Annotated in this window: 27 protein-coding genes and 1 tRNA gene; 10 read left to right on the top strand and 18 right to left on the bottom strand. The window is 61.0% G+C overall.

From position 1 onward, the window contains the following. Positions 1-14 precede the first annotated feature (14 nt). The gene (gene pgi / locus ACSQ9D_RS00560) at positions 15-1640 is read left to right on the top strand and encodes a glucose-6-phosphate isomerase (protein ID WP_436280743.1); all 1626 of its coding nucleotides are present in this window, start codon (positions 15-17) and stop codon (positions 1638-1640) included. A 174-nt stretch (positions 1641-1814) separates the two neighbouring features. On the opposite strand, the gene ACSQ9D_RS00555 is transcribed toward pgi, so the two are convergent. Further along, positions 1815-2099: a BON domain-containing protein gene (locus ACSQ9D_RS00555; RefSeq protein ID WP_436280742.1), complete on the bottom strand. Its 285-nt coding sequence runs from the start codon at positions 2097-2099 to the stop codon at positions 1815-1817. A gap of 276 nt (positions 2100-2375) precedes the next feature. On the opposite strand from ACSQ9D_RS00555, the gene ACSQ9D_RS00550 reads away from it, so the two are divergent. Then, entirely contained in the window at positions 2376-3176 is an 801-nt protein-coding gene (locus ACSQ9D_RS00550) for an alpha/beta fold hydrolase (RefSeq protein ID WP_436280741.1), read from the top strand. A gap of 6 nt (positions 3177-3182) precedes the next feature. On the opposite strand, the gene ACSQ9D_RS00545 is transcribed toward ACSQ9D_RS00550, so the two are convergent. Both ACSQ9D_RS00545 and ACSQ9D_RS00540 read right to left on the bottom strand, forming a co-directional pair. Then, on the bottom strand, positions 3183-4109 hold the full coding sequence (locus tag ACSQ9D_RS00545) for a carbohydrate kinase family protein (RefSeq protein ID WP_436280740.1): 927 nt from the start codon (positions 4107-4109) through the stop codon (positions 3183-3185). 90 nt (positions 4110-4199) lie between these two features. After that, positions 4200-4889, bottom strand: coding sequence for an orotate phosphoribosyltransferase (locus ACSQ9D_RS00540; RefSeq protein WP_037114599.1), 690 nt, complete (start codon positions 4887-4889; stop codon positions 4200-4202). Between the two features lie 240 nt (positions 4890-5129). On the opposite strand from ACSQ9D_RS00540, the gene ACSQ9D_RS00535 reads away from it, so the two are divergent. Continuing rightward, positions 5130-6401 (top strand): MgtC/SapB family protein, encoded by a 1272-nt coding sequence (locus ACSQ9D_RS00535; protein WP_436280739.1) that lies wholly within the window; start codon positions 5130-5132, stop codon positions 6399-6401. A gap of 49 nt (positions 6402-6450) precedes the next feature. Here the strand turns inward: ACSQ9D_RS00535 and ACSQ9D_RS00530 are convergent, their stop codons facing one another. Beyond that, a complete protein-coding gene (locus ACSQ9D_RS00530) occupies positions 6451-7101 on the bottom strand; it encodes a TetR family transcriptional regulator (protein ID WP_436280738.1) in 651 nt (216 codons plus the stop codon). A gap of 97 nt (positions 7102-7198) precedes the next feature. Between ACSQ9D_RS00530 and ACSQ9D_RS00525 the strand changes: the two genes are divergently transcribed. Together ACSQ9D_RS00525 and ACSQ9D_RS00520 are read left to right on the top strand one after the other, a co-directional pair. After that, positions 7199-8023: an NmrA family NAD(P)-binding protein gene (locus ACSQ9D_RS00525; RefSeq protein WP_436280737.1), complete on the top strand. Its 825-nt coding sequence runs from the start codon at positions 7199-7201 to the stop codon at positions 8021-8023. A 2-nt stretch (positions 8024-8025) separates the two neighbouring features. Then, positions 8026-8508: a DUF1772 domain-containing protein gene (locus ACSQ9D_RS00520; protein ID WP_436280736.1), complete on the top strand. Its 483-nt coding sequence runs from the start codon at positions 8026-8028 to the stop codon at positions 8506-8508. Positions 8509-8544: 36 nt separating this feature from the next. Here the strand turns inward: ACSQ9D_RS00520 and ACSQ9D_RS00515 are convergent, their stop codons facing one another. The 8 genes from ACSQ9D_RS00515 to ACSQ9D_RS00480 form a co-directional block, all read right to left on the bottom strand. Further along, on the bottom strand, positions 8545-9075 hold the full coding sequence (locus ACSQ9D_RS00515) for a glyoxalase superfamily protein (RefSeq protein ID WP_436280735.1): 531 nt from the start codon (positions 9073-9075) through the stop codon (positions 8545-8547). Between the two features lie 190 nt (positions 9076-9265). Further along, entirely contained in the window at positions 9266-10444 is a 1179-nt protein-coding gene (locus ACSQ9D_RS00510) for a GGDEF domain-containing protein (protein ID WP_436280734.1), read from the bottom strand. 186 nt (positions 10445-10630) lie between these two features. Further along, entirely contained in the window at positions 10631-11671 is a 1041-nt protein-coding gene (pyrC, locus tag ACSQ9D_RS00505; RefSeq protein ID WP_436280733.1) for a dihydroorotase, read from the bottom strand. Beyond that, positions 11640-11864 (bottom strand): DUF805 domain-containing protein, encoded by a 225-nt coding sequence (locus tag ACSQ9D_RS00500; RefSeq protein WP_436280732.1) that lies wholly within the window; start codon positions 11862-11864, stop codon positions 11640-11642. The genes pyrC and ACSQ9D_RS00500 overlap by 32 nt, the downstream gene beginning before the upstream one ends. Positions 11865-11979: 115 nt before the next feature. Further along, positions 11980-12606, bottom strand: a complete 627-nt coding sequence (locus tag ACSQ9D_RS00495; RefSeq protein WP_436280731.1) for a nucleoside triphosphate hydrolase — start codon at positions 12604-12606, stop codon at positions 11980-11982. Continuing rightward, a complete protein-coding gene (locus tag ACSQ9D_RS00490; protein WP_037114609.1) occupies positions 12603-13385 on the bottom strand; it encodes an ATP-binding cassette domain-containing protein in 783 nt (260 codons plus the stop codon). The genes ACSQ9D_RS00495 and ACSQ9D_RS00490 overlap by 4 nt, the downstream gene beginning before the upstream one ends. Position 13386: 1 nt before the next feature. Beyond that, a complete protein-coding gene (locus ACSQ9D_RS00485) occupies positions 13387-14451 on the bottom strand; it encodes an ABC transporter permease (protein ID WP_436280730.1) in 1065 nt (354 codons plus the stop codon). Between the two features lie 153 nt (positions 14452-14604). Then, the gene (locus ACSQ9D_RS00480) at positions 14605-15630 is read right to left on the bottom strand and encodes a sugar ABC transporter substrate-binding protein (RefSeq protein WP_114711124.1); all 1026 of its coding nucleotides are present in this window, start codon (positions 15628-15630) and stop codon (positions 14605-14607) included. A gap of 230 nt (positions 15631-15860) precedes the next feature. On the opposite strand from ACSQ9D_RS00480, the gene ACSQ9D_RS00475 reads away from it, so the two are divergent. Next, a complete protein-coding gene (locus tag ACSQ9D_RS00475) occupies positions 15861-17108 on the top strand; it encodes an ROK family transcriptional regulator (protein ID WP_436280729.1) in 1248 nt (415 codons plus the stop codon). Then, complete coding sequence (locus tag ACSQ9D_RS00470; protein WP_436280728.1) at positions 17092-17574, top strand: RbsD/FucU family protein; 483 nt, start codon at positions 17092-17094, stop codon at positions 17572-17574. Before ACSQ9D_RS00475 ends, ACSQ9D_RS00470 begins: the two co-directional genes overlap by 17 nt. 3 nt (positions 17575-17577) lie before the next feature. Here the strand turns inward: ACSQ9D_RS00470 and ACSQ9D_RS00465 are convergent, their stop codons facing one another. The 4 genes from ACSQ9D_RS00465 to ACSQ9D_RS00450 all read right to left on the bottom strand — a co-directional run bounded on the left by ACSQ9D_RS00465 (position 17578) and on the right by ACSQ9D_RS00450 (position 21393). After that, positions 17578-18615: a 4-hydroxyproline epimerase gene (locus ACSQ9D_RS00465; protein ID WP_436280727.1), complete on the bottom strand. Its 1038-nt coding sequence runs from the start codon at positions 18613-18615 to the stop codon at positions 17578-17580. 752 nt (positions 18616-19367) lie between these two features. Beyond that, positions 19368-19739: a surface protein gene (locus ACSQ9D_RS00460; protein ID WP_436280726.1), complete on the bottom strand. Its 372-nt coding sequence runs from the start codon at positions 19737-19739 to the stop codon at positions 19368-19370. Between the two features lie 205 nt (positions 19740-19944). Further along, positions 19945-20268, bottom strand: coding sequence for a hypothetical protein (locus ACSQ9D_RS00455; protein ID WP_436280725.1), 324 nt, complete (start codon positions 20266-20268; stop codon positions 19945-19947). Between the two features lie 111 nt (positions 20269-20379). After that, complete coding sequence (locus ACSQ9D_RS00450) at positions 20380-21393, bottom strand: GlxA family transcriptional regulator (protein ID WP_436280724.1); 1014 nt, start codon at positions 21391-21393, stop codon at positions 20380-20382. A 90-nt stretch (positions 21394-21483) separates the two neighbouring features. Here ACSQ9D_RS00450 and ACSQ9D_RS00445 point away from each other — a divergent pair, with 90 nt between their 5' ends. From ACSQ9D_RS00445 to ACSQ9D_RS00435, 3 genes are all read left to right on the top strand, one after another. Next, positions 21484-22056 (top strand): cysteine hydrolase family protein, encoded by a 573-nt coding sequence (locus ACSQ9D_RS00445; RefSeq protein WP_436280723.1) that lies wholly within the window; start codon positions 21484-21486, stop codon positions 22054-22056. A gap of 191 nt (positions 22057-22247) precedes the next feature. Further along, positions 22248-22718 (top strand): aminoacyl-tRNA deacylase, encoded by a 471-nt coding sequence (locus ACSQ9D_RS00440; RefSeq protein ID WP_024316738.1) that lies wholly within the window; start codon positions 22248-22250, stop codon positions 22716-22718. A gap of 403 nt (positions 22719-23121) precedes the next feature. Continuing rightward, the gene (locus ACSQ9D_RS00435) at positions 23122-24315 is read left to right on the top strand and encodes a M14 family metallopeptidase (protein ID WP_436280722.1); all 1194 of its coding nucleotides are present in this window, start codon (positions 23122-23124) and stop codon (positions 24313-24315) included. Positions 24316-24453: 138 nt separating this feature from the next. On the opposite strand, the gene ACSQ9D_RS00430 is transcribed toward ACSQ9D_RS00435, so the two are convergent. Together ACSQ9D_RS00430 and ACSQ9D_RS00425 are read right to left on the bottom strand one after the other, a co-directional pair. Beyond that, positions 24454-24530 (bottom strand) — tRNA-Arg (locus ACSQ9D_RS00430). Positions 24531-24652: 122 nt separating this feature from the next. Further along, entirely contained in the window at positions 24653-26176 is a 1524-nt protein-coding gene (locus ACSQ9D_RS00425) for a sensor histidine kinase (protein WP_436280721.1), read from the bottom strand. Between the last annotated feature and the right edge of the window lie 151 nt (positions 26177-26327).

The raw sequence follows: 26327 nt of genomic DNA, 5'->3' as shown, positions 1-26327 counted from the left end.
CAAAGGAGCCTCCAATGAATGCCATCGTCGAACAATTGAAGAGCACGGCGACCGCCACCAAGGCAACGGATCTGCGCGCCGCCTTTGTCGCCGACCCGCAGCGTTTCTCGCGCTTCAGCGTGTCACTCGACGACCTGCTGATGGACTATTCCAAGACGGCCGTGAACGACGATATCCTGGCCCTGCTGGTCAAGCTCGCCGAAACGGGCGGCGTCGAAGCCAAGCGTGACTTGATGTTCTCCGGCAAGGCGATCAACTTCACGGAAAGCCGCGCCGTCCTACACACCGCGCTGCGCAACCGCTCCAATACGCCTGTTATCGTCGATGGCAAGGATGTCATGCCTGACGTCAATGCCGTGCTTGCCGCCATGGGCGAGTTTGCCGACGGCATCCGGTCGGGCAGCCTGAAGGGGGCGACCGGCAAGGCGATCACCGACGTCATCAACATCGGCATCGGCGGCTCCGACCTCGGCCCCGTCATGGCGACGCTGGCGCTGGCGCCTTTCCATGATGGCCCCCGCGCGCACTTCGTTTCCAACATCGACGGCGCCCATATCGCCGACACGCTGAAGCTCGTTCAGCCTGAAACGACGCTTTTCATCGTCGCCTCCAAGACATTCACGACCGTGGAAACGATGACGAACGCGCAGACGGCGCGCAAGTTCATTGCCGACGCGCTCGGCGAGGCGGCCGTTCAGCATCATTTCGCTGCCGTTTCGACGGCACTCGACAAGGTCGCCGCCTTTGGCATCGGGGGCGAACGCGTCTTCGGCTTCTGGGATTGGGTCGGCGGCCGCTACTCGATCTGGTCGGCGATCGGGCTGCCGCTGATGATCGCTGTCGGGCCTGAGAATTTCGGCAAGTTCCTCGATGGCGCGCATGCCGTCGACAATCACTTCCGTCAGGCGCCGATTGCCAAGAACCTGCCCATGCTGCTCGGCCTGATCGGCTTCTACCATCGCAATGTGCTCGGCTATCCGACCCGCGCGATCCTGCCCTACGACCAGCGCCTGTCGCGCTTCCCGGCCTACCTGCAGCAGCTCGACATGGAATCGAACGGCAAGGGCGTGACGATCGATGGCACGCCGGTCGAAGGCAATTCCGGTCCGGTGGTATGGGGCGAGCCCGGCACCAACGGCCAGCACGCCTTCTACCAGCTGATCCACCAGGGCACGAGTGTCATCCCGGCCGAGTTCATGATCGCGGCAAACGCTTTCGAGCCAAATCTGCGCCACCAGCACCAGCTTCTGATGGCAAATGTGCTCGCCCAGTCCGAGGCGCTGATGAAGGGGCGCACCTTCGAAGAAGCGAAGAAGCAGCTGACCGACAAGGGCATGGACGACAAAAACGCTGACTTCATCGCGCCGCACCGCGTCTTCACAGGCAACCGTCCGTCGATCACCTTTGTTTACGACAAGCTGACGCCCTATGCGCTTGGCCGCCTGATCGCTCTCTACGAACACCGCGTCTTTGTTGAAGGCGTGCTCTTCCGCATCAATTCCTTCGACCAATGGGGCGTCGAGCTCGGCAAGGAACTGGCGACCGGCCTGCTGCCTGTCGTGGAAGGCAGGGAGAGCGCTTCCGGCCACGATTCCTCGACGCAGGGGCTCGTTGCCGCGCTGGCGAAGCTCGCAAAGTAACAGCGGCCGAAATCAGGTGCTCCCGCGGCTCGCCCAGCGGGAGCACTTTTATGCGCGAGAGCCGCTGCGGCGATCGTAGCCATGGAAGCGGCTCTCTGGCCGCTTCGCGCCGACAACGGCCCCGACAGCAATCGGCTTCGAGGCCGAAGCCAGGAACGCAGTCTCGACCGCCTTCTAGCTCGGCCGCTTCGGGAAGCCGCGGCATATCAGCCGATTGTGAACATGCGCAGGCCCGACGATGGAGGCAGCGACATCCACCGCAAGTTCGTCATCGCCGTGACACCGGACGAACCCTTCGAGCACGACGAAGTCGCCAAGCATTGAAACAATGATCTGCGTGCTATCGAACTCCGGTGCCACCTCCAGTGCACATTTGACTGCAGCCTTGGTTGCCGCCGGGCAATGTCCAGCTTCGACGCTGCCGAGTGACCAGCCTTGACCGTCCAACCGTAGAATCATTTTCTCCTCCACCGTTAAACGTCGAACCTACAGATATGAATATTAGCGGTCTATTAAGTATGACATGCCGCGACTGTCTTCCTGGCCACAGCCTTCTCCTGCCCAATGCGGGCGTCGTATCTCTTCGGTTGCTTGGGGGGCGGGCTAAATGCCGAAGATCAGAAGGCTGCTCAGCCCAAAAGCAGTAGCGCCGATAATTGCGACCAATATTTTAATGGGCAGTGTCGAAATTCGACCTCAGAAGGCGTTCTTAGTATACGCTTCAGGAGAGGTTGAATGCACGTGACGGACGACGAACTTGTAAATTTCGACGCACATGGCGCGGCGCCGTTGGCAAAACCCAAGGATGAAGGCTTCGTCGAGAACGACGGGGCTCGCATCTGGTATGCGACGTACGGCTCCGGCCCCGCCGTGATGCTGCTGCATGGCGGGCTCGGCAATGCCGGAAACTGGGGTTATCAGGTACCGGCATTGGTCGCTTCGGGCCGGCAGGCGGTCGTCATAGACAGCCGCGGGCATGGCCGCAGCACGCGCGACGACCGGCCGTTCCACTATGCTCAGATGGCTGACGACGCGCTCGCCGTCATGGATCATCTGGACCTCGCAAGGACCGCCCTCGTCGGCTGGAGCGACGGCGCCTGCACGGCGCTGATACTTGCCGACAGGCGACCGGACCGTGTCTCCGGGGTCTTCTTCCTCGCCTGCAACATGGATCCCAATGGCACGCTCGAATTCAAGCCGACGCCGGTCATCGATCGTTGCTTCAGCCGCCACAGGAAAGACTATCAGGCACTGTCGGCGACACCCGACGCCTTCGATAGCTTCGTGAGCGATGTGTCGCAGATGATGCAGACCGAGCCGAACTACACGGCTGCTGACCTTGCCGGCATCAAGGTGCCGGTGGCGGTCGTTCTCGGAGAGAATGACGAATTCATCAAGCGCGAGCACGCCGACTATCTTGCGCGCAGCATTCCCGATGCCGAATTGATCCTCATTCCAGAAGTAAGCCATTTCGCGCCGCTGCAGCGGCCCGAGCACTTCAACCGCGAAGTGCTCAGCTTTCTCGACCGGCTATAGCCTGTCTCAGAGGCCGATTTCTTTCGCCCAAGGAGGATTGGCGCCGGCGCGAGAGACCGTAACCGCAGCGGCCTTCGCGCCGAGCGAGAGGGCGTTGTGCAAGGCTTTTTCGCTGAGCGAGGCGACTTTCGCCTTGGTCAGCAGATCGTCGATCTTCAGCGAGGCAAGCACACCGGCATCGAAGGTGTCGCCCGCTCCGACCGTATCGACGACGGTAACGCGCTGGCTTGGCACGGTGACCTTGCGCTCCCTGGTGTAACCGGACGCGCCTTCCGCACCCTTGGTGATGACGACGAGCTTGGCGCCCTGCTGCAGCCAGTAGGCGGCCAGATCGTCGTGGCTGCCTTCGAGGCCAAACCAATCCAGATCCTCATCTGAGAACTTCAGGATATCCGACTTGGACGCCATGCGCTTGATGCGCGCCATGTGGGCTTCCTTGTTCTTGATGAAGCCCGGGCGAATGTTGGGGTCCAGCGAAATGACGCGCTTATCGCATTCGCGGTCGAGGAGCGCCTCGTAGGTCTCTCCGCAGGGGCTCGGGATAAGGCTGATGGCACCAAAGTGAAGTGCTTCGCAATCGTCGCTGAGGACAGGCAGATCGTCGGTTGTGATCATGCGGCCGGCCGTGCCTTCGTCGTAGAAGGCGTAGGTTGCCTGGCCGTTGACCAGCTTGACGAAAGCGACCGTGGATGGACGCGGCGTGATGGCGCAGAGGCTGAAATCGACGTTGCTCGCCTTCAGCGTATCGCGCAGAATCTCGCCCATCATGTCATCGGCGAGGCCGGTGAAGAAAGCCGTCGGAATTCCGAGGCGGCCGAGCGCGATCGCCGTGTTGAAGATTGCACCGCCGGCATAAGGGGCAAACCCCTTCTCGCCGAGAGTCGTCTCCCGCGGCAGCATGTCAATCAGCGCTTCGCCACAGCACAAAATCATTCCGGCCTCCCATGCATTACGATCCATCGATATTCAAATCGATTAGATAATTTCGTGGCAAAAGCAAAGCGCCGCGACGCAATTCTTCATTCAAAGTGATGAAATGCCACCGTTGCGTCCCGACCAGGCAAGCGGCGCATCAAGGAAGGCTTCCACTTCGCTCAAAGTCTTCTCGTCGAACAGCTTCTGAGCCTTTGCGACCGCCAGCACATCGCGCCAAGTCGCGATGTAGTGCAGCTTCACCTTGCCATCGGCAAAGCGCAGCGCGCCTTCGTCGAAAATGCCGTAGTAAAAGAGCGCTATGCCGTGATCGACTACGCCGCCGGCAGCACGGACGGCATCGATGAATTTGAACATGCTGCCGCCGGCGGTCGTCAGGTCCTCGATGACGAGTACGCGCGAGCCCTCCGGCATGTTGCCTTCGATCTGCGCGTTGCGGCCGTGACCCTTCGGCTGCTTGCGCACATAGATCATCGGCAGGCTGAGGCGATCTGCGAGCAGTGCGGCAAAGGGAATGCCAGCTGTCTCGCCGCCGGCCACGCAATCGAACTGCTCGAAGCCGGCCTCGCGCAACACGACGCTGGTGGCAAAGTCCATGACGGTCGAGCGGACACGCGGGAAGGACAGCAGCTTGCGGCAATCGATGTAGACGGGGCTCGCCATACCGGAGGCGAACTTGTAGGGCTGCGCCGCGTTGAAATGCACCGCCTTGATCTCCCAGAGCATCTTCGCCACGAGTTCCGCCATGACTGCGCGGCCGGTGAATGTCGTCTGGATCATCGCTCTCTCCTTTGGTCAAATTTATGGGGCCAATAGCAGCAAGTGCGGCAAGTTTCCAGAACAGCGAGTGGTTCCATGCCGAGAATGACGGCAAAAACGCCTTGGTGATCGAGGAAGATGGAGTGCTGCCGCCCAAGAAACGCCGACGAAAGCCATGTTCGAGGCACGGAGGTCGGCAATGCATCAATTCTTTCAGATATTTGCGCTTGCGCGCCCGCGCGGCGGCGATATCGTCATGCCATGGACCATATGGAAGTTTTCCAGCGCCTCGGCGTCGCACTTGCCATCGGCCTGCTCGTCGGCGTCGAGCGAGGTTGGCAGGAGCGCGATATTCGCGCGGGAGGCAGGACGGCGGGTATCCGTACTTTCGGCCTGACCGGCTTTCTCGGAGGAATAGCCGGAACACTTCAGTCCATGACCGGACCCTTTCTGCCGGCCATAATCGCTGTGCTTCTGGGTCTCGTCTACATTGCCGGCAAGTGGCAGGAGACGAAGGAGAACGAAGACTACAGCATCACATCGGTCGTGGCCGCCCTTGTGGTGTTCGGGCTCGGCGTTCTGGCTGCTGTCGGCGACATCGCTACTGCGGCCGCCGGCGGCGTCGCAACGACGGCAATTCTTGCAGCCCGCCACAGCCTGCATGGCTTTCTTAGAGGGTTGACCTGGGTTGAACTCCGCTCCGCCCTTGTGCTGCTCGCAATGACCGTGATCGCGCTGCCGCTCCTGCCGGACGAGGCGCTCGATCCCTGGGGCGCGCTCAATCCCCACTCGCTCTGGCTGCTGACGATCACCATCGCAGCTTTGTCCTTCGCCGGCTATGCCGCGATTCGATTGATGGGCACGGGCCGTGGCGTTCTGCTGGCGGGGGCTGCGGGCGGACTTGTCTCGTCGACCGCCTTGACGCTTTCCTTCGCCCGCTATTCGGCCGAAGCGCCAGAGGGCGCACGGCACCTTGCGGCCGGGGCAGGCATTGCCGGCGCCCTCTCCTTCGCGCGAGTTCTCGTCATCGCCAGCGCGCTCTCCTTCACCATGCTGATGCCGCTCGCTTCCGCGCTCGTCCCGGCAATCATCGGTTTCCTGACGGCCGGCCTGTTTTCGGTGTGGCGTTCCAAGAGCGCGACTGAGGCACCGGAGATCGACCTAAAAAATCCCTTCGAGCTCAAGACAGTCATCTCCTTTGCGTTGCTGCTCGGCCTCATCAGCCTCGTCTCGAAGATGGCGATCGACTATGTCGGGCCATCCGCACTCTTCGTCGTGGCGGCGATCTCCGGCCTCGTCGACGTCGATGCCATCACGCTTTCCACCGCACGCCTCGTCGGCTCGACGATCGACGTGACGGCGGCGGCCGATGTCATCCTGATCGCCGTCGCGGTCAACACGGTGACGAAGGTGGTGCTTGCCTTCACCGCGGGGCGCCGGGAGTACGCGATGGCACTCGGAGAGGCATCGGCGGTGGCAGTCGTGCTCGCAGCCGTAGGCTATTTTGCGATGCGCAGCTTTCTGCCGGTCTGAGCCGATTGCGCGAACGCAACACCAGGAAAAGGATGCGTGGACCCAGCGACTACGATAGCCGGCCGATATCGGCAGGCAGCATCCGCTGATAGAGCGCAATCGCGGCCCGTCCCTCCACATCATCGAGCGAGATCGCGTAACGGACCGCGGCCGCCAGAAGCTGCATCGTGAGCCGAACAATGGCCAGCAGCTCGCCATTGCTTCGCTCCGGCTCCAGCCTTGCGAGAACGGAAAACAACGCCTGAGCGTGAAACTCCATGTCCTCGGCATCGATCTCCTGCAGCAGCCGATCGGCCTGGGTGGCGACCCATATGTCACGCATCACGGGCTCCTGACGGAAGAAGTCGTAATACTGGTCGGCAATGTTGCAGAGCGCCTGCCGTAGCGTTGCGGCATCCGTTACCCCTGCGAGCTCGGCCTTGACGCAAGCCCTGCCCTGCTCGTTGAAGCGTTCGGCAAGCGTGCGGATGATCGAGCTTTTGTCCGGGAAATACTGGTAGAGCGCACCGAAGGATAGCTCAGCCTTTTCAACGATCTCGCTCATTTTCAGCGCATCGCTGCCATTCTTCTCGATCAGCTCCAGCGCCACCGACAGGATCTTCTCGAAGCGCTCCCGGCCGCGCTTCTGCTGCGGAATCCGGCGCGGCTGACCGGTCGGTTCCGGCTGTCTTCTACGCCTGAGGGCAATCTCTTCTCCCATTCCATCCTCCATTCTTCACTTGACGAATAAAATAAGAGAGTTTATCTCATTTTGCAAATGAGAGACTTTCTCGTATTTCAATCGGAGGAGTGGTCCCATGCAGAATTCCGAAATCATCCTCATCGGCGGCTCAGGCAAGACGGGGGGCCGCATCGCAGACCGGCTGGCGAGGAGAGGTCTTGGCTTCCGCTTTGCCTCGCGCTCCAGTGCTCGCCCATTCGATTGGGAGAAGCGCGCGGACTGGGCAGCAACGCTTACCGGCGCAAAGAGCGCCTATGTGAGCTTCCAGCCTGACCTTGCCGTTTCCTGGGCAGCTGATGCGATCGGTGCGCTCGCCTGCACGGCCATCGACTGCGGTCTCACTCATATCGTCCTGTTATCGGGCCGCGGCGAGGCAGGCGCGCAACGCGCCGAGGAAGCGCTCAAGGCGTCCGGCATCGGCTACACCATCCTGCGGGCATCATGGTTCTGCCAGAATTTCAGCGAAGGCGCCTTTGCCGCGCAGGTTGCTGCAGGCGAACTGGCTCTTCCGGCAGGTGTTGTGAAGGAGCCTTTCATCCATACCGACGACATCGCCGATGCGGCCGTTGCGGCGTTGACCGATGCTGGCCATGTTGGCAAGACCTACGAACTGACCGGCCCCCGCGCGCTGACTTTTGGCGAGGCGGTCGCCGAGATCGCTGACGCGTGCGGCAGGGATATCGCCTATCAGCAGATATCCATGCCAGAGTTCAAAGAGGGACTTGCTGCCGCCGGGCTGCCGAAAGGCATGATCGACCTGCTCGAAGAGCTCTTCACGCAGGTGCTTGATGGCAGAAATTCGCAGGTTGCGAATGGGGTCGCAGAAATTCTCCGCCGCCCCGCCAAGGATTTCGGCGACTATGCACGCGATGCTGCTGCCAACGGAACATGGAGGGTATGATAATGACGCTTGTACTCAGTATCCTTTTGGCGGCCGCTGCGATCGGCAGCGGTCTTGTTGCTGGCATCTTCTTTGCCTTCTCGACCTTTATCATGACGTCGTTCGCCCGCATTCCCACTGAGCAAGGTATAGCGGCGATGAACTCCATCAATGTCACGATTGTGCGCTCGCCCTTCATGCTGCTTTTCGTACCGACCGTGGTCCTGTGCCTCGTCATCGCTGCCTTCGCGTTCTTCAACTGGCGCGGTGGTGTCAGCGTCTGGGTGCTGGCCGGAGCAGCGCTTTATGTGTTTGCATCGTTCCTCTCGACGATCGTCTTCAACGTGCCGATGAACGACGCGCTGGCGAAAGTCAGCGGCAGCGGCGCCGAGGCCACCGCGCTCTGGACGGCCTATCTCAAGGATTGGACATGGTGGAACCACGTGAGGACGATCGCCTCGCTGCTCGCCTCCATCGCCTTCGTGCGCGCCTTGATGCTCGTGTGAAATCAGGCGGGAGGGGATACCTCCCGCCTGACGGCATTACGTCCGTTCGCAGAAGGTGAGCCGGTTATTGAAGGGGTCGATGACCTCCATTTCGAGGCCCCAAGGCGCCTCCTGCAGGCCGGGCTTCATGTAGCGATATTGCTTGGCCGCGAGCTCGGACTGCAAGGCACGAACGCCCGTGACGGGCACGAAGGCGCGAGCGCCGGGGCTAGCATCGCCGGAATGTTCGCTGAGATGCAGGATCATGCCGCTTCTCGACACCTGGCAATAGAGCGGGAAATGATCGCCGAAGCGGTGCTCCCAATCGAGCGCGAAGCCGAGAAAGCCGCAATAGAACTCCTTCGCCTTGTCGACGTCGAAGATGCGGAAAATCGGGATCGGCGGCTGAATGGCAATCGCGGGCGCTTCCTGCTCTTCAAGCTTGGCCGAGAGGATATTCCACTGATCGAACCCGAACTGGCGGGCAACGATCTCCAGGGTTTCGCTATGGGTGAAGTCTATATCGCGGGCAGCCAGAGCCTGCCGCAGAGCTTTTGCCATCAGCTTGGCGTCGCGAAAATCGCGCATGATTCATTCCTTCCGTTGGCGGCAAAACAGGATGATCAGTGCCCGCGTCTGCTGACCCGTTCGCCATCATTCGCCAAACGGCAAGGGATGTGAAGGATGTATCTGGATGCATTCACCATCGCGCTTTCGCGCCGCGGGGCGGCTGGCCGCATCCGGCCGACGGCAACGATAGGCGAGCTGAGGTTTTCGATCAAGAGCCGGTGCGAGCCGCACCCGCCGCCACGGCATGGAGATGGCTTGCGAGTTCGATCCGGTTCCGGCCCGCGCGCTTGGCCGCGTAGAGCGCCTTGTCGGCCGCACTCAGCATGGCGTCGAAATCCATCGGTGTGGAGCGCCCCGGCGCAACACCGACACTGACCGTGCATGCGAGGGTTTCGTCGTCGAGGTAGATCTCGCGGCTGGCGAAGGCCTTGCGAATGCGCTCGGCCACCATTTCGGCGCGGCCCGGCATGATCTCTTTCAGAACCAACGCAAATTCCTCGCCGCCAAGGCGCGCGGCGGTATCGCCGGTTCGGCAGTTCGCCGCGAGCTCGGCGGCGAAAACCTTCAGCACACGGTCGCCCCCAGCATGCCCGAAGGTGTCGTTGATGGATTTGAAGTGGTCGAGATCGAAGAGCAGCACCGCGGTTGCCGGTCCCATCAGCCCCTGTCCGTAGCGATCGAAAAGCGCGCGACGGTTCACGAGCCCGGTCAGCGGATCCGTCATGGCATCCAAGCGGTGCCGTGCGGCGAGCCGCCACTGGTGAAGCGCCAGCGACAGGGCGCCGATGCCGGTCATGCTGGCGATACAGATTGCAAGGCTGAGATCCTCGGCCCAATTGCTCGGAGCAACGCCCAGCACAATCTTTCCATCGGCGATCAGGACGGCGGCACACAGGACGAAGGAGATCGCCGTCAGGCAATACAGGCCGGTAATTCCGGTCAGAGGCGCCGGCGCCTCTGACCGCGCCCGCCAATACTGGTAGGCGGTAGCGAAGAGCATAGCAGCGATCGCCGCGTTGTCGGCGATAAATGCGAGCCCGTCATAACCGATCAGCAGCGGAGGAATGGAAACGAGCATTGCCGCGAGGGCGCAGGCGACGACGGCAACACGCGGCAGCCCGCCGGTACGGAACTGATAGCCGGCGCCCCAGACCGTTGCAAAGCCGGCATGGAAAAGTACGAACGAGACAACGGCAAACGCCACAACCGGATTGTCGGTATACAGGCCATACGCAACGATGCCGCTGACGATAAAGACGAGCCCCAGCGTGCAGCTCAATAGGAACGTCTCGGAGCGGCGCGCAAACCAACTGCCGAGCAGCGTCACGGCAAGGCATGTGGCCGAGACTGCAAGCGCCATCAAAAGGGAATTGTAATCAAGCGTCATGCTTCAAAAATCGCGACGGCTGCCGCGTCCCTCATTCGTGCGAAGCCTACGGGTTTGCGATGACGAATGTCTTACTTATTACGTTAAAAAATCATGCATCTAATTCAGTATCATTACGCGAATAGCATAGCTGCGCCGCCCTCGAAGAAGAGGGCGAGTAAAAATTGCATGAATGCCAGGCGATCCTTAGCGATCGACGTCCCAGTAAAGCGGGAACATTGGATCGAAAACGGTAACAAGGCCGGCGCCGGTTTCGATTTTCGCCGGAAAACTGACGGGTTCGTCGCGCTTGACCAGCGTTATTCTTTCTTCGTTGACCGGCAGGCCATACCAAGCAGGTCCGTTCAGCGATGCGAAGGCCTCGAGCCTGTCGAGCGCATTTTCCTGTTCGAAGACATGCGCAAGGCAGCTCATCGTATTGATCGAGGTGTAGATGCCGGCGCAGCCGCAGGCGCATTCCTTCAATGGGTCGACGTGCGGGGCTGAATCCGTGCCGAGAAAGAAGCGCGGATCGCCGCTCGTTGCGGCGGCACGGAGGGCGAGGCGGTGGTTCTCGCGCTTGGCGACCGGCAGGCAGTAGTAGTGCGGGCGGATGCCGCCAACGAGGATGGCGTTGCGATTGATGATCAGATGGTGGGTCGTGATCGAGCCTGCGAGATTGCTCTTCGCGGACTTGATGTAGTCGATGCCGTCCTTGGTGGTGACGTGCTCCATCGTTACCTTGAGTTCAGGCAGACGCTTGCGGAGCGGATCGAGCACGGTTTCGATGAACACAGCCTCGCGGTCGAAAATGTCGACCTCTGGCGCAGTCACCTCGCCATGGACGCAAAGCGGCAGGCCGATCTTTGCCATACGCTCCAGCACTGGCATCGCCTTTTCGATATCGCGCACGCCGCCATGGGAGTTGGTGGTGGCGCCGGCCGGGTAGAGCTTGACCGCCGTGGTCAGCCCGCTCGTCTTGCCCGCCTCGACGTCATCAGGATTCGTATGCTCCGTCAGGTAGAGCGTCATCAGCGGCTGGAACTGGTCGCCCTTTGGCAGCGCCGCCATGATGCGGCCGCGATAGGCCTCCGCATCGGCCGTTGTAACCACCGGCGGTACGAGGTTCGGCATAATGATCGCGCGGGCGAAGTCGCGGCTCGTATCGCCGATCACGCCCTCCAACATGGCCCCGTCACGCAGGTGCAGGTGCCAATCATCGGGGCGACGGATGGTGATCGATTGCATGCGCTGAAACTCCGCGGGCTGGCCTATAAGGTTCAGCCCTGCGCATTATCACCCCGACGCGCTGCATGGCAAACATTTTGCCGGCGGTGATGACGTTGAAGAGTGCAAACCACCAGAATTCCGGTCGGCCGGCGCGGCCGCTGAAGACGGCATATTTCGAGAAGACTGACAAGACGGCTTCCGTAAAGCTCATGCGCTCTCCCTCCGTACCGCACACGTTTGCTTTCGAGCAAAAGTTGCATGAAGGTGAACCTGCAACGATTCCATCGGGAACCGCAAGTCCTGCGCTCCAACCGAAGGCAAACGGATCAGGCTGTTTCGAACGTCACATCCGCGCGGCGGCGATTGCCGAGTATGAGCCGGCCATTGGGCAGGTCGTTGCCGTAGACCTTGGCGCTCGCTTCCTCCTCGCTCAGCTTGTAGCCGCGCCAGCGCGCCCACAGCCGTTCCTCGAGCACTTCGATCGGCGGCGCCAGCATGACCGAGTAGTCGAAGATGTCTTCGAGTTCGGCCCACTTGCCCTGGCTGAAAAGCAGGTAGTTTCCCTCGACGATGATAAAACGATGCCCCGGCGAGACGACGCGCGCCGAGGCGATCGCAATCTCGCGGGACCGATCGAAGACAGGGATCAATACTTCCTGGTCGGCAGGACGCACGGCCCGGATAATATCGAGAAAGCCGCGGACATCGAAGGTTTCCGGAATACCCTTGCGGGCCAGCAGGCCGCGTTCGATGAGAATGGCATTGTCCATATGGAAGCCATCCATCGGCAGGACTTCCGCAGTTTCGCCCTTCGCTTTCAGCGCCTCGGCGAGATTGTCCGCCATGGTGGATTTGCCGGCGCCGGGCGGACCGGCTATGGCGATCAGGAAACGCTTGGTGTCGCCGGCGCGGCCGATGACCTCGCCGGCGATATCTTCGATGGTGATGCTCATGCGGCGACCGGCTCCGTCGGTACGGACTTGGCGCCGGTCATGAAGGCCACGGCATCGGACATCGTGTATTCCTTCGGATTGATCACCGTCAGGCGGCGGCCAAGCCGATGAATATGGATGCGGTCGGCGACCTCGAAAACATGCGGCATGTTGTGTGAGATCAGCACGATCGGCAGGCCGCGCGACCGCACGTCGAGGATCAGTTCCAGGACCTTGCGGCTTTCCTTGACGCCGAGCGCAGCCGTCGGCTCGTCCATGATGACGACCTTGGAGCCGAACGCAGCGGCACGCGCCACCGCCACGCCCTGGCGCTGACCGCCCGAAAGCGTTTCGACGGCCTGGTTGATGTTCTGGATGGTCATCAGGCCGAGTTCGGTAAGCTTGTCGCGGGCCCGCTTTTCCATCGCCGGACGGTCGAGCATGCGGAACCATTTGCCGAGCACGCCCGGCTTCCTGATCTCGCGACCAAGGAACATGTTGTCGGCAATCGACAGCGCCGGGGAAAGCGCGAGGTTCTGATAGACGGTCTCTATGCCCGCTTCGCGCGCCTCCATCGGAGACTTGAAGTGGACATGCTTGCCCTCCAGCGTGATCTCGCCCTCATCGGGGGTGACCGCGCCTGAGATCGCCTTGATCAGCGACGACTTGCCGGCACCGTTATCGCCGATCACCGCAAGGATTTCGCCGGGGTAGAGGTCGAAGTCGGCGTTGTCGAGCGCGGTGACGCGTCCATAGCGCTTGACGAGGCCGCGAGCCGAAAGAATGGGTTCGTTTGCCATGTTACACCGACACCTTTCTGATCCACTGGTCGATTGCGACGGCGGCGATGATGAGTACGCCGGTGAGCAGCACCTTCCACTGCGGATCCGCGCCGAGCATGTTGAGACCCATCGACACCACGCCGACGATCATCGCGCCGAACAGGGTGCCAAGGATCGAGCCGCGTCCGCCGAAGAGCGAGATGCCGCCGATCACAGTCGCGGTGATGGCCTGAAGATTGTAGTCGGTGACAGCCGACGACGGCGAGATGGAGCCGTTGCGGCCAATCGATACCCAGGCCGCGAAGGCGGCGATGACGCCGGAGACGGTGTAGACCGTGAGCAGGACGCTTTTGGTCTGGATGCCAGAGAGCTTGGCCGCTTCCGGATCGTCGCCGACGGCATAGACGTGGCGGCCCCAGGCAGTGTGATTGAGGATGTACCAGAGCGCGAGCACCAGCAGCACCATGGCAATTACGCCGAGCGTCAACACCGCACTGCCGAGCCTGAAGCTGAGCGCGAAAAAGTGTAGCAGCGGTGCCTGCGCGTCGACGTCGGTGTCGCGGATCGTCTCGTTCGCCGAGTAGATGAAGTTCGTGGCCATCACGATGTTCCACGTGCCGAGCGTGACGATGAACGGCGGCAGCTTCATGTAAGCAACCAGGAAACCGTTGAGGAGGCCGCAGAGACCGCCGACAAGCATGCCGGCAAGCACGGCGATCGGCGTCGGGATGCCATAGGTGATGGCGCAATTGCCCATGATGACGGCTGATATCACCATGATGACGCCGATCGAGAGATCGATGCCCGCGGTCAGGATGACCAGCGTCTGCGCGGCGCCGAGAATACCGACGATGGCGATCTGCTGCAGGATGAGCGTCAGCGTGTAGGACGAGAAGAACCGCCCGCCGAGCGCGATGCCGAAGATGATGATCGCCAGCACCAGCACGATCAGCGGCACGGCGGCCGGCGTCGAGTGCAGAAAATGCTGCGCACGCTTCACAAATGGTACGGCTTGATGTTCGAACGACGCGACATTCTTGTCGCTGCCGTCAAGCACCCGTTCGAAGTCCTGTGCTCCGGTCATTGTTCCTCCTCCGCTTTCGCGCCAAACCGCGCGCGGAAGCCGTGCCCCATATCGCACCGGTCGTTGTTCGCCGGTTTCTGAGACAGCAGCTATGGTCGGTCGAAACCGGCCGAGGATCAAGCCCCGGCCGGCGCTAGATTTATATCGTAAGACTTAGCCCCAGCACTTGTCCGTGCCGACCTTGGTGTCGATCGACTCAAGGCCAGAGACGGGCTTGTCGGTGACGAGCGAAACACCAGTATCGAAGAAGGACTTGCCTTCGGTCGGCTTCGGCTTTTCGCCGCTGTCGGCGAACTTCTTGATCGCCTCGATACCGAGCGAAGCCATCAGCAGCGGATACTGCTGGGAGGTGGCGCCGATGACGCCTTCCTTGACGGACTTGACGCCTGGGCAACCGCCGTCAACCGAGACGATCAGAACGTTCTTTTCCATGCCGACAGCCTTGAGGGCCTGGTAAGCGCCGACGGCGGCCGGCTCGTTGATCGTGTGAATGACGTTGATGCTCGGATCCTTCTGCAGAAGGTTCTCCATCGCCTTGCGGCCGCCTTCTTCGTTGCCGTTCGTCACGTCATGACCGACGATGCGCGCATCGTCTTCGTCGCCGATCTTGTTCGGGTCCTTGGTGTCGATGCCGAAGCCCATCATGAAGCCCTGGTCACGCAGAACGTCGACGGTCGGCTGCGACGGCGTCAGGTCGAGGAAGCCAACCTTGGCATCCTTTGCCTTGTCTCCGAGCGTTTCCTTGGCCCATTGGCCGATCAGCTTGCCGGCGAGCAGGTTATCGGTTGCGAAGGTTGCGTCGGCAGCGTCGGCCGGGTCGAGCGGCGTGTCGAGGGCGATCACCAGGAGACCTGCATCACGGGCCTTCTTGACCGAGGAGACGATGCCCTTCGTGTCCGACGCTGTGATCAGGATACCCTTCGCGCCGTCGGCAATGCAGCTTTCGATCGCGGCAACCTGGCTTTCGCTGTCACCGTCGATCTTGCCAGCGTAGGACTTGAGCGTCACACCCAGTTCCTTGGCCTTGGCCGTCGCGCCTTCCTTCATCTTGACGAAAAAGGGGTTGGTGTCGGTCTTGGTGATGAGGCAGGCGGAAACATCCGCGGCCATTGCCGGCGCCGAAAACGCGACACCGAGGGCGAGCGCGCCAAGCGCGGCAGAAAGCACTGATTTCTTCATTTAGTCCTCCCGAGATTAGCCGACCCACCCCCTGGCGGTGCCGGATTGACAGGCGCGAGAAACGCTGCAGTCTCGCCGGCGGCCTCCTCCAAGCCGTTCCGCGCCGTTGACGATGGCAATTAAGAGCGAAAGAAATTGCCTTGTCAATAAATAAATCCAATTGAATTATTAATTCGATATGGCATGCTTGATGAAAATAGGGCATAGGCCAACAGACGGGAGGATGGCCAATGTCGTCTTTGGACGGTCCGGTACATACGCCGGCTCAACTGCCAATTTTGAGTCCGGCAGGAGGCGCGAACCAGATTAGGGTGCGCGCCTATAACGAGCGGCTTGTGCTGTCGCTGGTGCGCCTCTACAGCTCCCAGTCGAAGGCCGATATCGCCCGCCGAACCGGGCTTTCGGCGCAGACGGTATCCGTCATCATGCGCGCGTTGGAGAAGGAAGGGCTGCTCTCGCGCGGAGAGCCGGTGCGTGGCCGGGTTGGCCAACCGTCTATCCCGATGCGGCTCAATCCCGACGCGGTTTACTCGTTCGGCGTGAAGATGGGCCGACGCAGCGCGGACCTGGTGCTGATGGATTTCCTGGGAAAGATCCGCCTGCAGCTTCACCAGACCTATGCCTATCCGCTGCCCGACGCTTTCCTGGATTTTATCACATCAGGCATCCGCGAACTTGAAAGCCGGCTCGACGAGAAGCAGCGCAGCCGCATTGCCGGCATCGGCATTGCAGCACCTTTCGAGCTTTGGAACTGGGAAGAGGAAGTGGGTTCGCCAAAGGGCGCGATGGATGTGTGGCGCGATTTCGATCTCCACGCCGAGATTGCTGCTCGCGTGCCCTACCCCGTCTACCTGCAGAACGACGCGACAAGTGCCTGCGGCGCAGAACTCGTGTTCGGTATCGGCCCCTCCTATCCCGATTTCGTCTATTTCTTCATCGGCTCCTTCATCGGCGGCGGCATTGTCCTCAATTCCGCTATCTTTTCCGGGCGCACGGGTACCGCCGGTGCCATCGGCCCGCTCCCAGTCCGCGGCAAGAACGGCGAAACGCTGCAATTGCTCGAAGTCGCGTCAATCTTCGTTCTGGAAAACATGCTGCGCGAGCGCGGGCTCGACCCGCAGCCTCTGTGGTATTCGGCCGACGACTGGATCGACTTCGGCGAGCCTCTGGAGATGTGGATCCAGGACACTGCTCGAGCGCTCGCCCAGGCAATCGTCGCAGCCGCCTCGATCATTGACTTCAGCGCTGCCGTGATTGACGGCGGCTTTCCCGGATGGGTGCGAGAACGGATTGTGCAGGCAACGATCCACGAGGCGGCGATGCTCGACCTTCAGGGCGTCGTCATGCCCGACATCATCGAAGGCGCGGTCGGCGCCCATGCGCGCGCCATCGGTGGTGCCAGCCTGCCGATCTTCGCGCGCTATCTCACTGACCAGAACGTTCTATTCAAGGAGGTCGAAAATGCTGAAGGGACTTAACCCGCTTCTGAGCCCGGAATTGCTTTCGACGCTACGTGCCATGGGGCATGGTGACGAGATCGCCATCGTCGACGGCAATTATCCCGGCGTCGAACATGCCCGCCGATTAATCCGCCTCGATGGCCACGGCATCGTGCCCGTTCTCGATGCTGTTCTGAGCGTCCTGCCGATTGACGACTTCGTCCCGGACGCGATCTTCCGGTCAACCGTCAAGACCGAGCGCGACAAGCTCGACCCGGTTCATGAGGAAATGATCGACTGCTGTGCTCGGCGCGAGCCGCATCGGCAGGTCGTGCCGCTCGTCGGCGCTGATTTTTACAATCGCGTGCGGGCCGCTCATGCCGTGATCCAGACCAGCGAACCGCGGCTTTATGCCAATATCATTCTGCGCAAGGGCGTCATCTACCCAGAGCAGGCGACCGATCATTCCGTTGAGAAGGCAGAGGTCGACCCGTTCACCTACTAAACGTTAGATCTCGCCGGCCAATGGCCCCCACACGTCTGTCAGGGCAAAGCCGCCCGGATGCGGATCGAAGGGATCGAGCGCGACCTGCGAAAGGCCGAAAGTGAAACCACGGCCTGTGATGGTGGGAACGATCGCGGGACGACCGGCGACCTCGGTTTCCGCCAGCAGTCCAACTTCGAACTCCGAATCGATGATCGAGCGCGACTTGAAGACATCGCCGACCTTTGCCTTGCCGCGCGCATGCCGCGCCGCGAGATTGGCAGAGTTGCCGGTGCCGCAAGGCGAACGATCGGCGCGGCCCGGCCACATGGTGGTGCATGTCCGAACGGTGCCGTCCGCCTCGAGGTCGCGGAACATGACATAGGCAACGCCCGAGATTGCGGGGATTTCCGGATGGACAACCTCGATGCTGCGGTTGATCAGCTCCTTCAACACCATGCCTGCCTGCACCAGGGCAGCGGCATTGCCCTTCTCGATTGTCAGGTTGATCTGCCCCACATCGACCAGCGCGTAGAAGATGCCGCCGTAGCAGAGATCGACCTTAATCTTGCCCCAGTGCGGCGTGTCGACCTCCACATCCAGCTCGTGCACGAAAGACGGGACCATGGTGAGCTTCACCTTCTCGCAACGCCCGTCGCGGCAGGTTGCCGTCGCCTTGACGAGGCCGGCGGCCGTCTCCAGCGTGATGATGGTTTCCGGCTCCTTCATCTCGACGATACCGGATTCCAGCAATGCGGTGGTGACGCAGATGGAGTTCGAGCCCGAGCTTGCATGCGCCTGGTCCGGCTGCAGGATGATAAAGGCCGCGTCGGCATCCGGATGCTTCGGCGGCAGCAGCAGATTGACCGAGCCGATCGGCGCGCCGCGCGGCTCGAGGCAGAGGAAGCGGCGCAGTTCCTGGCCCTTCGGATCGGCGTTCAGCCAGTTCAGCTGCTCGGCGACCGTATTGCCGGGAATCTTCGGCACACCGCCGATCGCGACCTTGCCGATTTCACCCTCGGCGTGAACGTCCAGAAGCTGGATCGTGCGCTTCCATCTCATCAGTCAACTCCTCTCAAGCGTGCCGCGTGATGCCGCCATCAACGCGAAAGTCTGTCCGGCGATGTATCGAGGCCTCCGACAGCAGCGACGCGGTCATTTTGCCGACGCGCTTCATCCAGATCTTGTCTGCCGTTTTCGGCGTGTATTGTCGATACAGCGCGATCAAGCCTGATATATCAGATCATGGGCAATTGCCTACGGGAATTTTTCGCCGAGCACGAACTTCCCGACGCCGCCATGCCTCGCGGCATCCGGGCAGTCGACAGCAGCCCTCTGCAGATCGGCTAGCGGCAAGCGTCGGAGCCTTTACCGACGAAGAGGATATATGGGGCTGAAATAGAAAAGAGCCCGGTGCGGGAGGAGGTGCACCGGGCTCTTGATCCTGACTGACAACTGGGAGGAGGAGTGTTGTCAGTCCGATGAAGGAGCGCTGGGAGGAGGAGTGCGCTGCCTTCGAAATAATAGATAGCCTATTGTTTCGATCAGGAATAGGGAGATTACCGCAATGCAGCAATGCAATTTACGCATATCTTTGCTAGCTTTGCAGCCTCTTTTTGCGGCATTTTTGACCAGTTAGTCAATTTCTTAGGCGAAGCAGGCAAAATCTGCTCAGGAGGACGGCTCACATTCTACCAGATGGTGCCCGGGCCGCGGGGCGCCCCTGCGGCTGCAAAAATATCACCAAAAATTGAAGGAAGTCGGTGAAGAGAGAGGCGGGAGATCGTCCCGCCTTTCCCTTTGGCACAATGCGATCAATAGCCGTTATCGCATGGCATGCTGCCATCGCCATTGGTGCCGCCGAACGAGTTTTGGCAGTAGGTTTGCCGTTGCATCGGCCGCACCGGCTGACTGCCGATCGAACCTGTGGTGCCGCCCTCGACACCGAAGGCTGCCAGCGGATACCAATAGCCATCCGGACCGCGGCGGGTGCCGGCACGCTCAGTGCGCGAGCCACGATAGCCGTTCAAATAGCCTGCCCGCTGCTGATTGTATTGCACCATTTCGACATTCGAGGCGCTTGGGAGAGGAACCTGCTGCACAGGTGCTGCCTGAACGGGAGCGATCGATGCCAGCGCGAGAAGGGTTCCAGCCGACAGGGCGGAAGCGAATCTGGACATTTTCATGATAAACCCTCCTTTCGGATTTACCTGAGAAAAATGCGTTCTTTCGTAGTAAAGTTCCGCGATCACACGCAGCCTCCTGCCGTCGTGATCGACAGCGACTGCGCGTGATGTGTAGGTCCTTGGTCGCACGCAACGGCGCACTCGACGCCGAGATGGCGCATCGAGCGATCCAGTGCCCCTTCCCGGCAAACTCACCGAGCCGAACTTATCTGTCGTAGATTCGGTATCCCTGGCTCGACAGGCATGTGACATACTGCCGGTGTGCGGCAGCGGTCGCATTCGCTTCCTCCTGGGCCGGATCGATTGGATAGCGGCCCATTCCTGCACGCAGTTCGTATTGCTTCTTCGCTTCGCGGTACATGAAATTGCCGTCGCCGACGCAGATGTGATGCGCGATGCCCGGCAGATTGAGCGGTGGGTCAAAGGGCGCGGCGACGGGCACGAGGATCGGCGCATTGGCATCGACGCAGCCGGCAAGCATCGCAATGGCCGCGCACAACGCCAACGCTCGCACCATACTCCTCAGCATATTCCCTCCGGCCATGCGCCATGAATCGCTGCACGCACGCAGCGCTGACCTCAGCATCGCTGCGCAATATTGCGCCAAGCTAGCCAGCCGGCCCTGGTACCGGACCTCAGACTATGTCCGCCCGCTCAATCCGAAGCGGCAGCGGTAGTCTCCCGGCGACAGCCCGGTGATCTTCTGGAACACCTTGCGGAAAGCGCCCGTGTCCTCGTAGCCAGCCTTAATGGCGATCTGCTCGACCGTGCGGTTCGAGAACTCCAGCAGCTCGCGCGCTTTGCCGACCCGTAGGTGCTGGCAATATTCGGTCGGCCGAAGGCCGGTCGCCTTGCGGAAACGACGCAGGAAGGTGCGCTCCTCCAGGCGGGCACGCTCAGCCATCGCCGCAAGCGTCACCTCACGCGCACCGCTCGCGTGCAGCCAGTGCTGCACCTTGAGGATCTGCTCGTCGCCATGGTTCAGGCGCGGCGAGAAACTGCTGTAGCAGCGCTGTTCCCTGCCCGGCGGATCGACGAGGAGGTGGCGCGCGGTCTCGAGCATGATGGTCGATCCCAGCAATCTGTCGACGAGTTTGAGACCGAGATCGGTCCAGGCCATCATGCCACCCGCGGTTATCACGTCGCCGTCGTCGATGATCAGTTTGTCGGTGTCGACCCGCACCTCGGGAAAGCGCTGTGCCAGCAAGTCCGCATAGACCCAATGGGTCGTCGCCATGCGGTGTGACAGAAGGCCCGTTTCGGCGAGCAGGAAGGCGCCGACGCAGACGGAGCTCAGCGTCGTTCCCTCGGCATGCCGCTCACGCAGCCATCGCGCCAGCGGAGCGGCTTCCTCCAGTGTCATCGGTTCTCCGAAGCTCGGAGGCAGGATAAGCGCGGTGGGCGATCCCGGAATGCCGGGCGCCGTATCGAATACGCGCTCGACTGCCGCCGAGGTGGTTTCCATCCCTCGCCAATGGCTTACACGCAGGGCGGGACCTCCCGACAGTTGCCGGGCCGTTGCGAACCGATTGGCCAGGTAGAAGAGATCCGTCAGGCCGTAGACGGCTGCGAGCTGGACGTTTGGATAAAGCAGGATACCGATCTCGGCCGGCAGGTCGGGCTCATTTGTCAGTTTTGGCCTCGATAATGTCAATTTCGCCGATCCACACCATGCCGCTTCAGATATAGTTTGTCCATCAACGGACTGGGATCGTCCCCGGAAGGAATGAAAGGATACAAGGACATGCATAAGCGCGCCCTCATCGTCGTCGACATTCAGAACGATTATTTTCCGAACGGCAAGTGGCCGTTGAACGGCGCCGAAACGGCCGCCGACAATGCCGCCAGGATCATCGCGGCAGCCCGCGATGCAGGCGAACTTGTCGTTCACATCAGACATGAGTCCGTCGGCGAGAATGCCGCCTTTTTCCTGGCCGGTTCGGAGGGCGCGCAGATTCACCCGAAGGTCCTGAACCGGCCCGGCGAGACCGTCATTGTCAAGAACCATGTCAACTCGTTCCGTGAAACGGATCTGAAGGCGACACTCGACCGCAATGGCATCGAGGACGTCACGGTCGTCGGCAGCATGAGCCACATGTGCATCGATGCCGTGACGCGGGCCGCCAACGATTTCGGCTATCGGGTAACCGTCATCCATGATGCCTGCGCAACGCGCGACCTCGAATTCAACGGCACGCTGGTCCCTGCTGCTCAGGCGCATGCGGCATTCATGGCGGCGCTCGCCTTTGCCTACGCCTCTGTACTCTCGACGAACGAGGCACTTGCCATGCGCGACGAGCTGAGCGCCCCTGCTTAAGCCGGCGATAACAGGCGCGTGTCGACTGCCCGCGCAGCACTGGAGTGACCAAGTGACCGCCATCCGCCCAATGGCGGTCATCAGCCAACGGAACCTGCTGCAGGCATCCGCGGCCATTCGCCGTTGACTTCGCAGGCGATGAGAGGAGAATGCCTTCTATGCCTCCCCGCGCAATATAAGGGGTGCCCAAGATGACTATCGCAAGGAAACTTCAGGATTATATCGACGGTGAAGGTATCGCCTACGACACCGTCCCTCATCATCGCACAGCGACAACCAGCCAATCGGCGCAAGCCGCGCATGTTCCCGGCAGCCGGCTGGCTAAGTCCGTCGTCGTACATCATGAAATGGGATACGTCCTTGCCGTTGTTCCGAGCACACACCGGATCGAGCTCAGTACTTTGCAGGATCTGATGAACAAGCGTCTCGGCCTCGCCTCGGAAGATGAGGTCAGTTCGCTTTTCGCCGATTGCGACATCGGCGCAGTTCCGCCGATCGGATCGGCCTACAACGTGCCTGTCATCCTCGACGAAAGCCTCGGCAACGCCAGCGACGTCTATTTTGAGGGCGGCGACCACACGACGCTGGTGCATGTCAGCGGACCCAACTTTCGCAACCTCATGAAGAATGCGCAAATCGCCCGCTTCAGTCACCGGCCGTAATGTTGTGATTCCAGGGGCCTACCGACGCGGGCTCGATGCCACCCGAAAAGTCGGCTAATTCTCCCGGGCTGGTACCTCAAGAGGCGCACATCGGACACGACGCTCGCTGCGATCTCTGTTTTGGCAGGTCTCGGAAAGAAATGGCGCACCGGACGAGATGAAACTGCGAACTCGCATGTGATTGTTATCGCTGTCGACGTCTACACGGCAGGCCTGCTTCGCGCGCTATCTCCGGATCTTGCCAAACGACACCGCAAGTTCGTGAACCCGGCATGGCTTCGCAGACATCACGCAACCTTGCCAGTTCAGCAGCTTACCCTAGTTTGAAGTCGCGCGGGATTTTCGCGACCCATGTGCATGCCGTTGTTCCAAAGTAGCTTTTCAATCAAAAAGGGCCTCCATCATGTCGGACAAATCGAAGAAAGGCATCGATCGCCGCGATCTGTTGATTGCATCTATTGCCACGGTCGGCGCGTCGGCTGCCCTTGCCGTCAACGCTGGTGCCGCGAATGCCCCGGACGCAGCGACACCCGCTGCCCATCCAGCCTCAGGAACGGCCTATACCGGTGATGTTATCGGGGGGAAAAAGGTCGTCAGCGCGCTCGACGTCAATGACCTGGAGCCGGGGCAGAAGCACTTCCTGTATTTTCAGGGTGCACAGATGCCCACGGGGCAGCACTGGTATGTGTCTGTGACGGTCGCCAAGGGGGCAAGGCCGGGTAAGCGCGGCGTCCTGACCAGTGGTGTGCATGGCGACGAAATGAGTAACATTCACACGGTCCAGACCGTGATGAACCAGCTCGATCCGGCGCAGATGTCGGGCACGGTCATGGCGGTCACCGACGTGGCACGCCCGGCCATTGAAAGCATGCAGCGCAGGTGGCCCAATCACGGCAGGGGCCAAGATCTGATCGATATGAATCGGGAATGGCCCGGGAACGAGAACGGTGCCACCGCGCCCAGCCGACACGCCGGGCTGCTGTTCAACCGGCTGCTGCGGCCGAACGCCGACTTCGCGATCGACTTCCACACCGGAACAACTGGATTCGAAGTCACCGCATTTAATCTTGGCGGCATGGATGTGCCCGAGGTCAAGGCAATGGTGGAGCTCTATCCCGTCGGCCAGATTTTCGACAACCATGTCTATCCCGGTGTCCTGCACAACGCGTTTATGGACGCTGGCATCCCGTCCTTTACGCCGGAGATCGGCGCTGCTCGCGTTCTGGACATCGAGATGATCTCGCTGTTCGTGGAAGGTACGATGAACGTCCTCAAGCATCACGGCATCGTTGGCGGGCCGATGGGCCGGACAGGCAAGGACGTGAATGTCTTCGTCGGCAACAGTGCGTTCCCGATCCTGGCAACCCAGGGCGGGATCGTCGAGCATTTGGTCAAGCTCAACGACAAGGTCGAACCCGGACACAAGGTGGCCATCCAGCGCAATAGCTTCGGCGAAGTGGTCGCGGAGTATACGAGCAGCGTGGCCGGAGAAATCGCGGGCCAGCGCAGCGATGCAATGTCCGAGCCCGGCAACCCCCTGGTATTCGTCCTCTTCCACAAGGCGGCGCCGGAGGGCGTTGAGTCTTATCCCGAGTAATCCACCCTATGAGCGATGCTTCGCTTGTCTTAGTAGACGAGCCTTTGCCGGCTGGTGTCTATCCAGCTAGCTCATGGGCGAGAGACGTGAGCGTGCTCGTCCGCTCAAAAACGCAGCTTGATGCATTTTGATATGGAATGGCGCACCCGAAGAGATTCGAACTCCTGACCCCCAGATTCGTAGTCTGGTGCTCTATCCAGCTGAGCTACGGGTGCGTTCCGGAAGCGGCGAACCGCTTGCGTGGGCGGTTCTCTAAAGGGTCCTTTGGGGGATTGCAATAGGCTTTCTGAAAAAATCGCGACTTTGGTGGTGCAGAGCCGATATGCGCAGAAATGCATCACTTTTCGTGGAGCGCGCGGCTGCGGTAATCGTCCAGGGATACCGGGCGGTCCGGAATCTCGATGCGAAACTGCGTTCCGACCGAGGGCTTTTCCACAAGCGCAATCGTGCCGCCGTGGGCCAGCACCAGTTCGCGGGCGATCACCAGCCCGAGGCCCGTGCCGCCGGAGCGGGCTGAGCCGCGGAAGGCCGCGAAGAGATTCTGTCTGGCCTTCTGCGGCATGCCGGGGCCGGTGTCGTCGACGATGATGCTGACGACGCTGCCGACGCGCTGGGCCGAAACCGTGATGCGCTTGCCGCCATCTGTTCCGCGTACCGCACCCTGCCCATTCAGCGCCTGCACGGCGTTGCGACAGAGATTGTGGATGACGCGGAACAATTGCTCGCTGTCTGCATCGACCTCGAGCTCGGGCGCCATCTGGTCAATGAACTCAATGCCGCTCTGAGCATCGATCGCCAGCATGTCCTTCACGTCCTGGGTCAGGTCAAAAAGCCGAATGCGGCGCCGGCGAGGCGCTGCTTCGCTTGCCTGACCATAGGACAACACCTCTGTCGTATAACCGACGGCGCGGTCGATGGTGCGCAGCAGCTTTGGCGCAAAGGCCTTCACCATCGGATCATCGACATCCACGAGACGGTCCGACATCAACTGTGCCGAGGCCAGGATGTTGCGCATGTCGTGATTGATCTTCGAGACAGCAAGACCGAGCGCGGCCAGGTTCTTCTGCTGCTTCAACGTCTTTTGCAGTTCCATCTGCATCGAGGTCAGGTGCCGGCCGGCAACCGCGAGTTCGTCGCGCCCGCCATCACCGACAAAGACGTTCTGCGGATTTTCCGGATCGGAGGAGAATTGCTGCATGCTGCCGGTCAGCTTGCGAATCGGCCGGATTAGAATGCGGTTGATCGCGAAGAACACCAGTGTTGCGGTGAACAGCGAAATCAGAATGGACAACAGAAAGACGTTGCGGGAATAAACAAGCATGGCATTGCGAAGGTGCTTGTCCTTCATCACCACTTCGACGCCGGTGTTGGTGTCCTGCACCGGGCCATAAACGCGGATCATGCGGTTGCCGCCGAAAATCAGCGTATCGAGCGCATCGCTGATCGCCGTCAGGGCCGGCACATCGGTCAGGTCGTATTGCGCGTCGACGGAGGTCGGCATGTCAGTCGTCGCCAGCAGACGCGAGGTGCCCTCTTTGCGCAGCACGATCGCCTTGGTGCCGGTCGCCTCCAGCGTCTCCTTCTGCAACGCGCGCGGCAGCTCTACCGGCTGCAGTCCGTCGATGACGATCGCGGCCGCCGCCGCGGCGTTCAACCTCTCGTCCAGCCATCGCAGGCGCATAGTGGCCACCGAGGGAAAGAAGATCAGCACCTCGGCGAGCATGATGCAGACGACCGTCAACCACAGCAGCTTGCCGGTAAGCCCGCCAAACTTCCCGGACGGCCGCTGTTCCGCCTTGTCGGCCTCGGTCCCGGCAGCACCGCCTGGGGGAAGATTGTCGCCTTGATCGTGGGCTTGCATCGTGTTTCGTCCGCTCGGCGCCGGGCGCCCTTTGCGCCTTCTATATTAGACCATAAGGGTCCGCTTTCAAATCTTTGCGAGCAAAGCCAATTGCGACAAAAGGAAACGCCGCCCGGCGGCGGCGTTTCCAATCGATCGAAAAGATGAAGGG

The sequence above is a fragment of the Rhizobium sp. LjRoot258 genome (genome assembly GCF_964254185.1).
In the GTDB taxonomy this organism is placed as follows: Bacteria; Pseudomonadota; Alphaproteobacteria; order Rhizobiales; family Rhizobiaceae; genus Rhizobium.
This window is presented reverse-complemented; position numbering and strand designations above follow the sequence as displayed.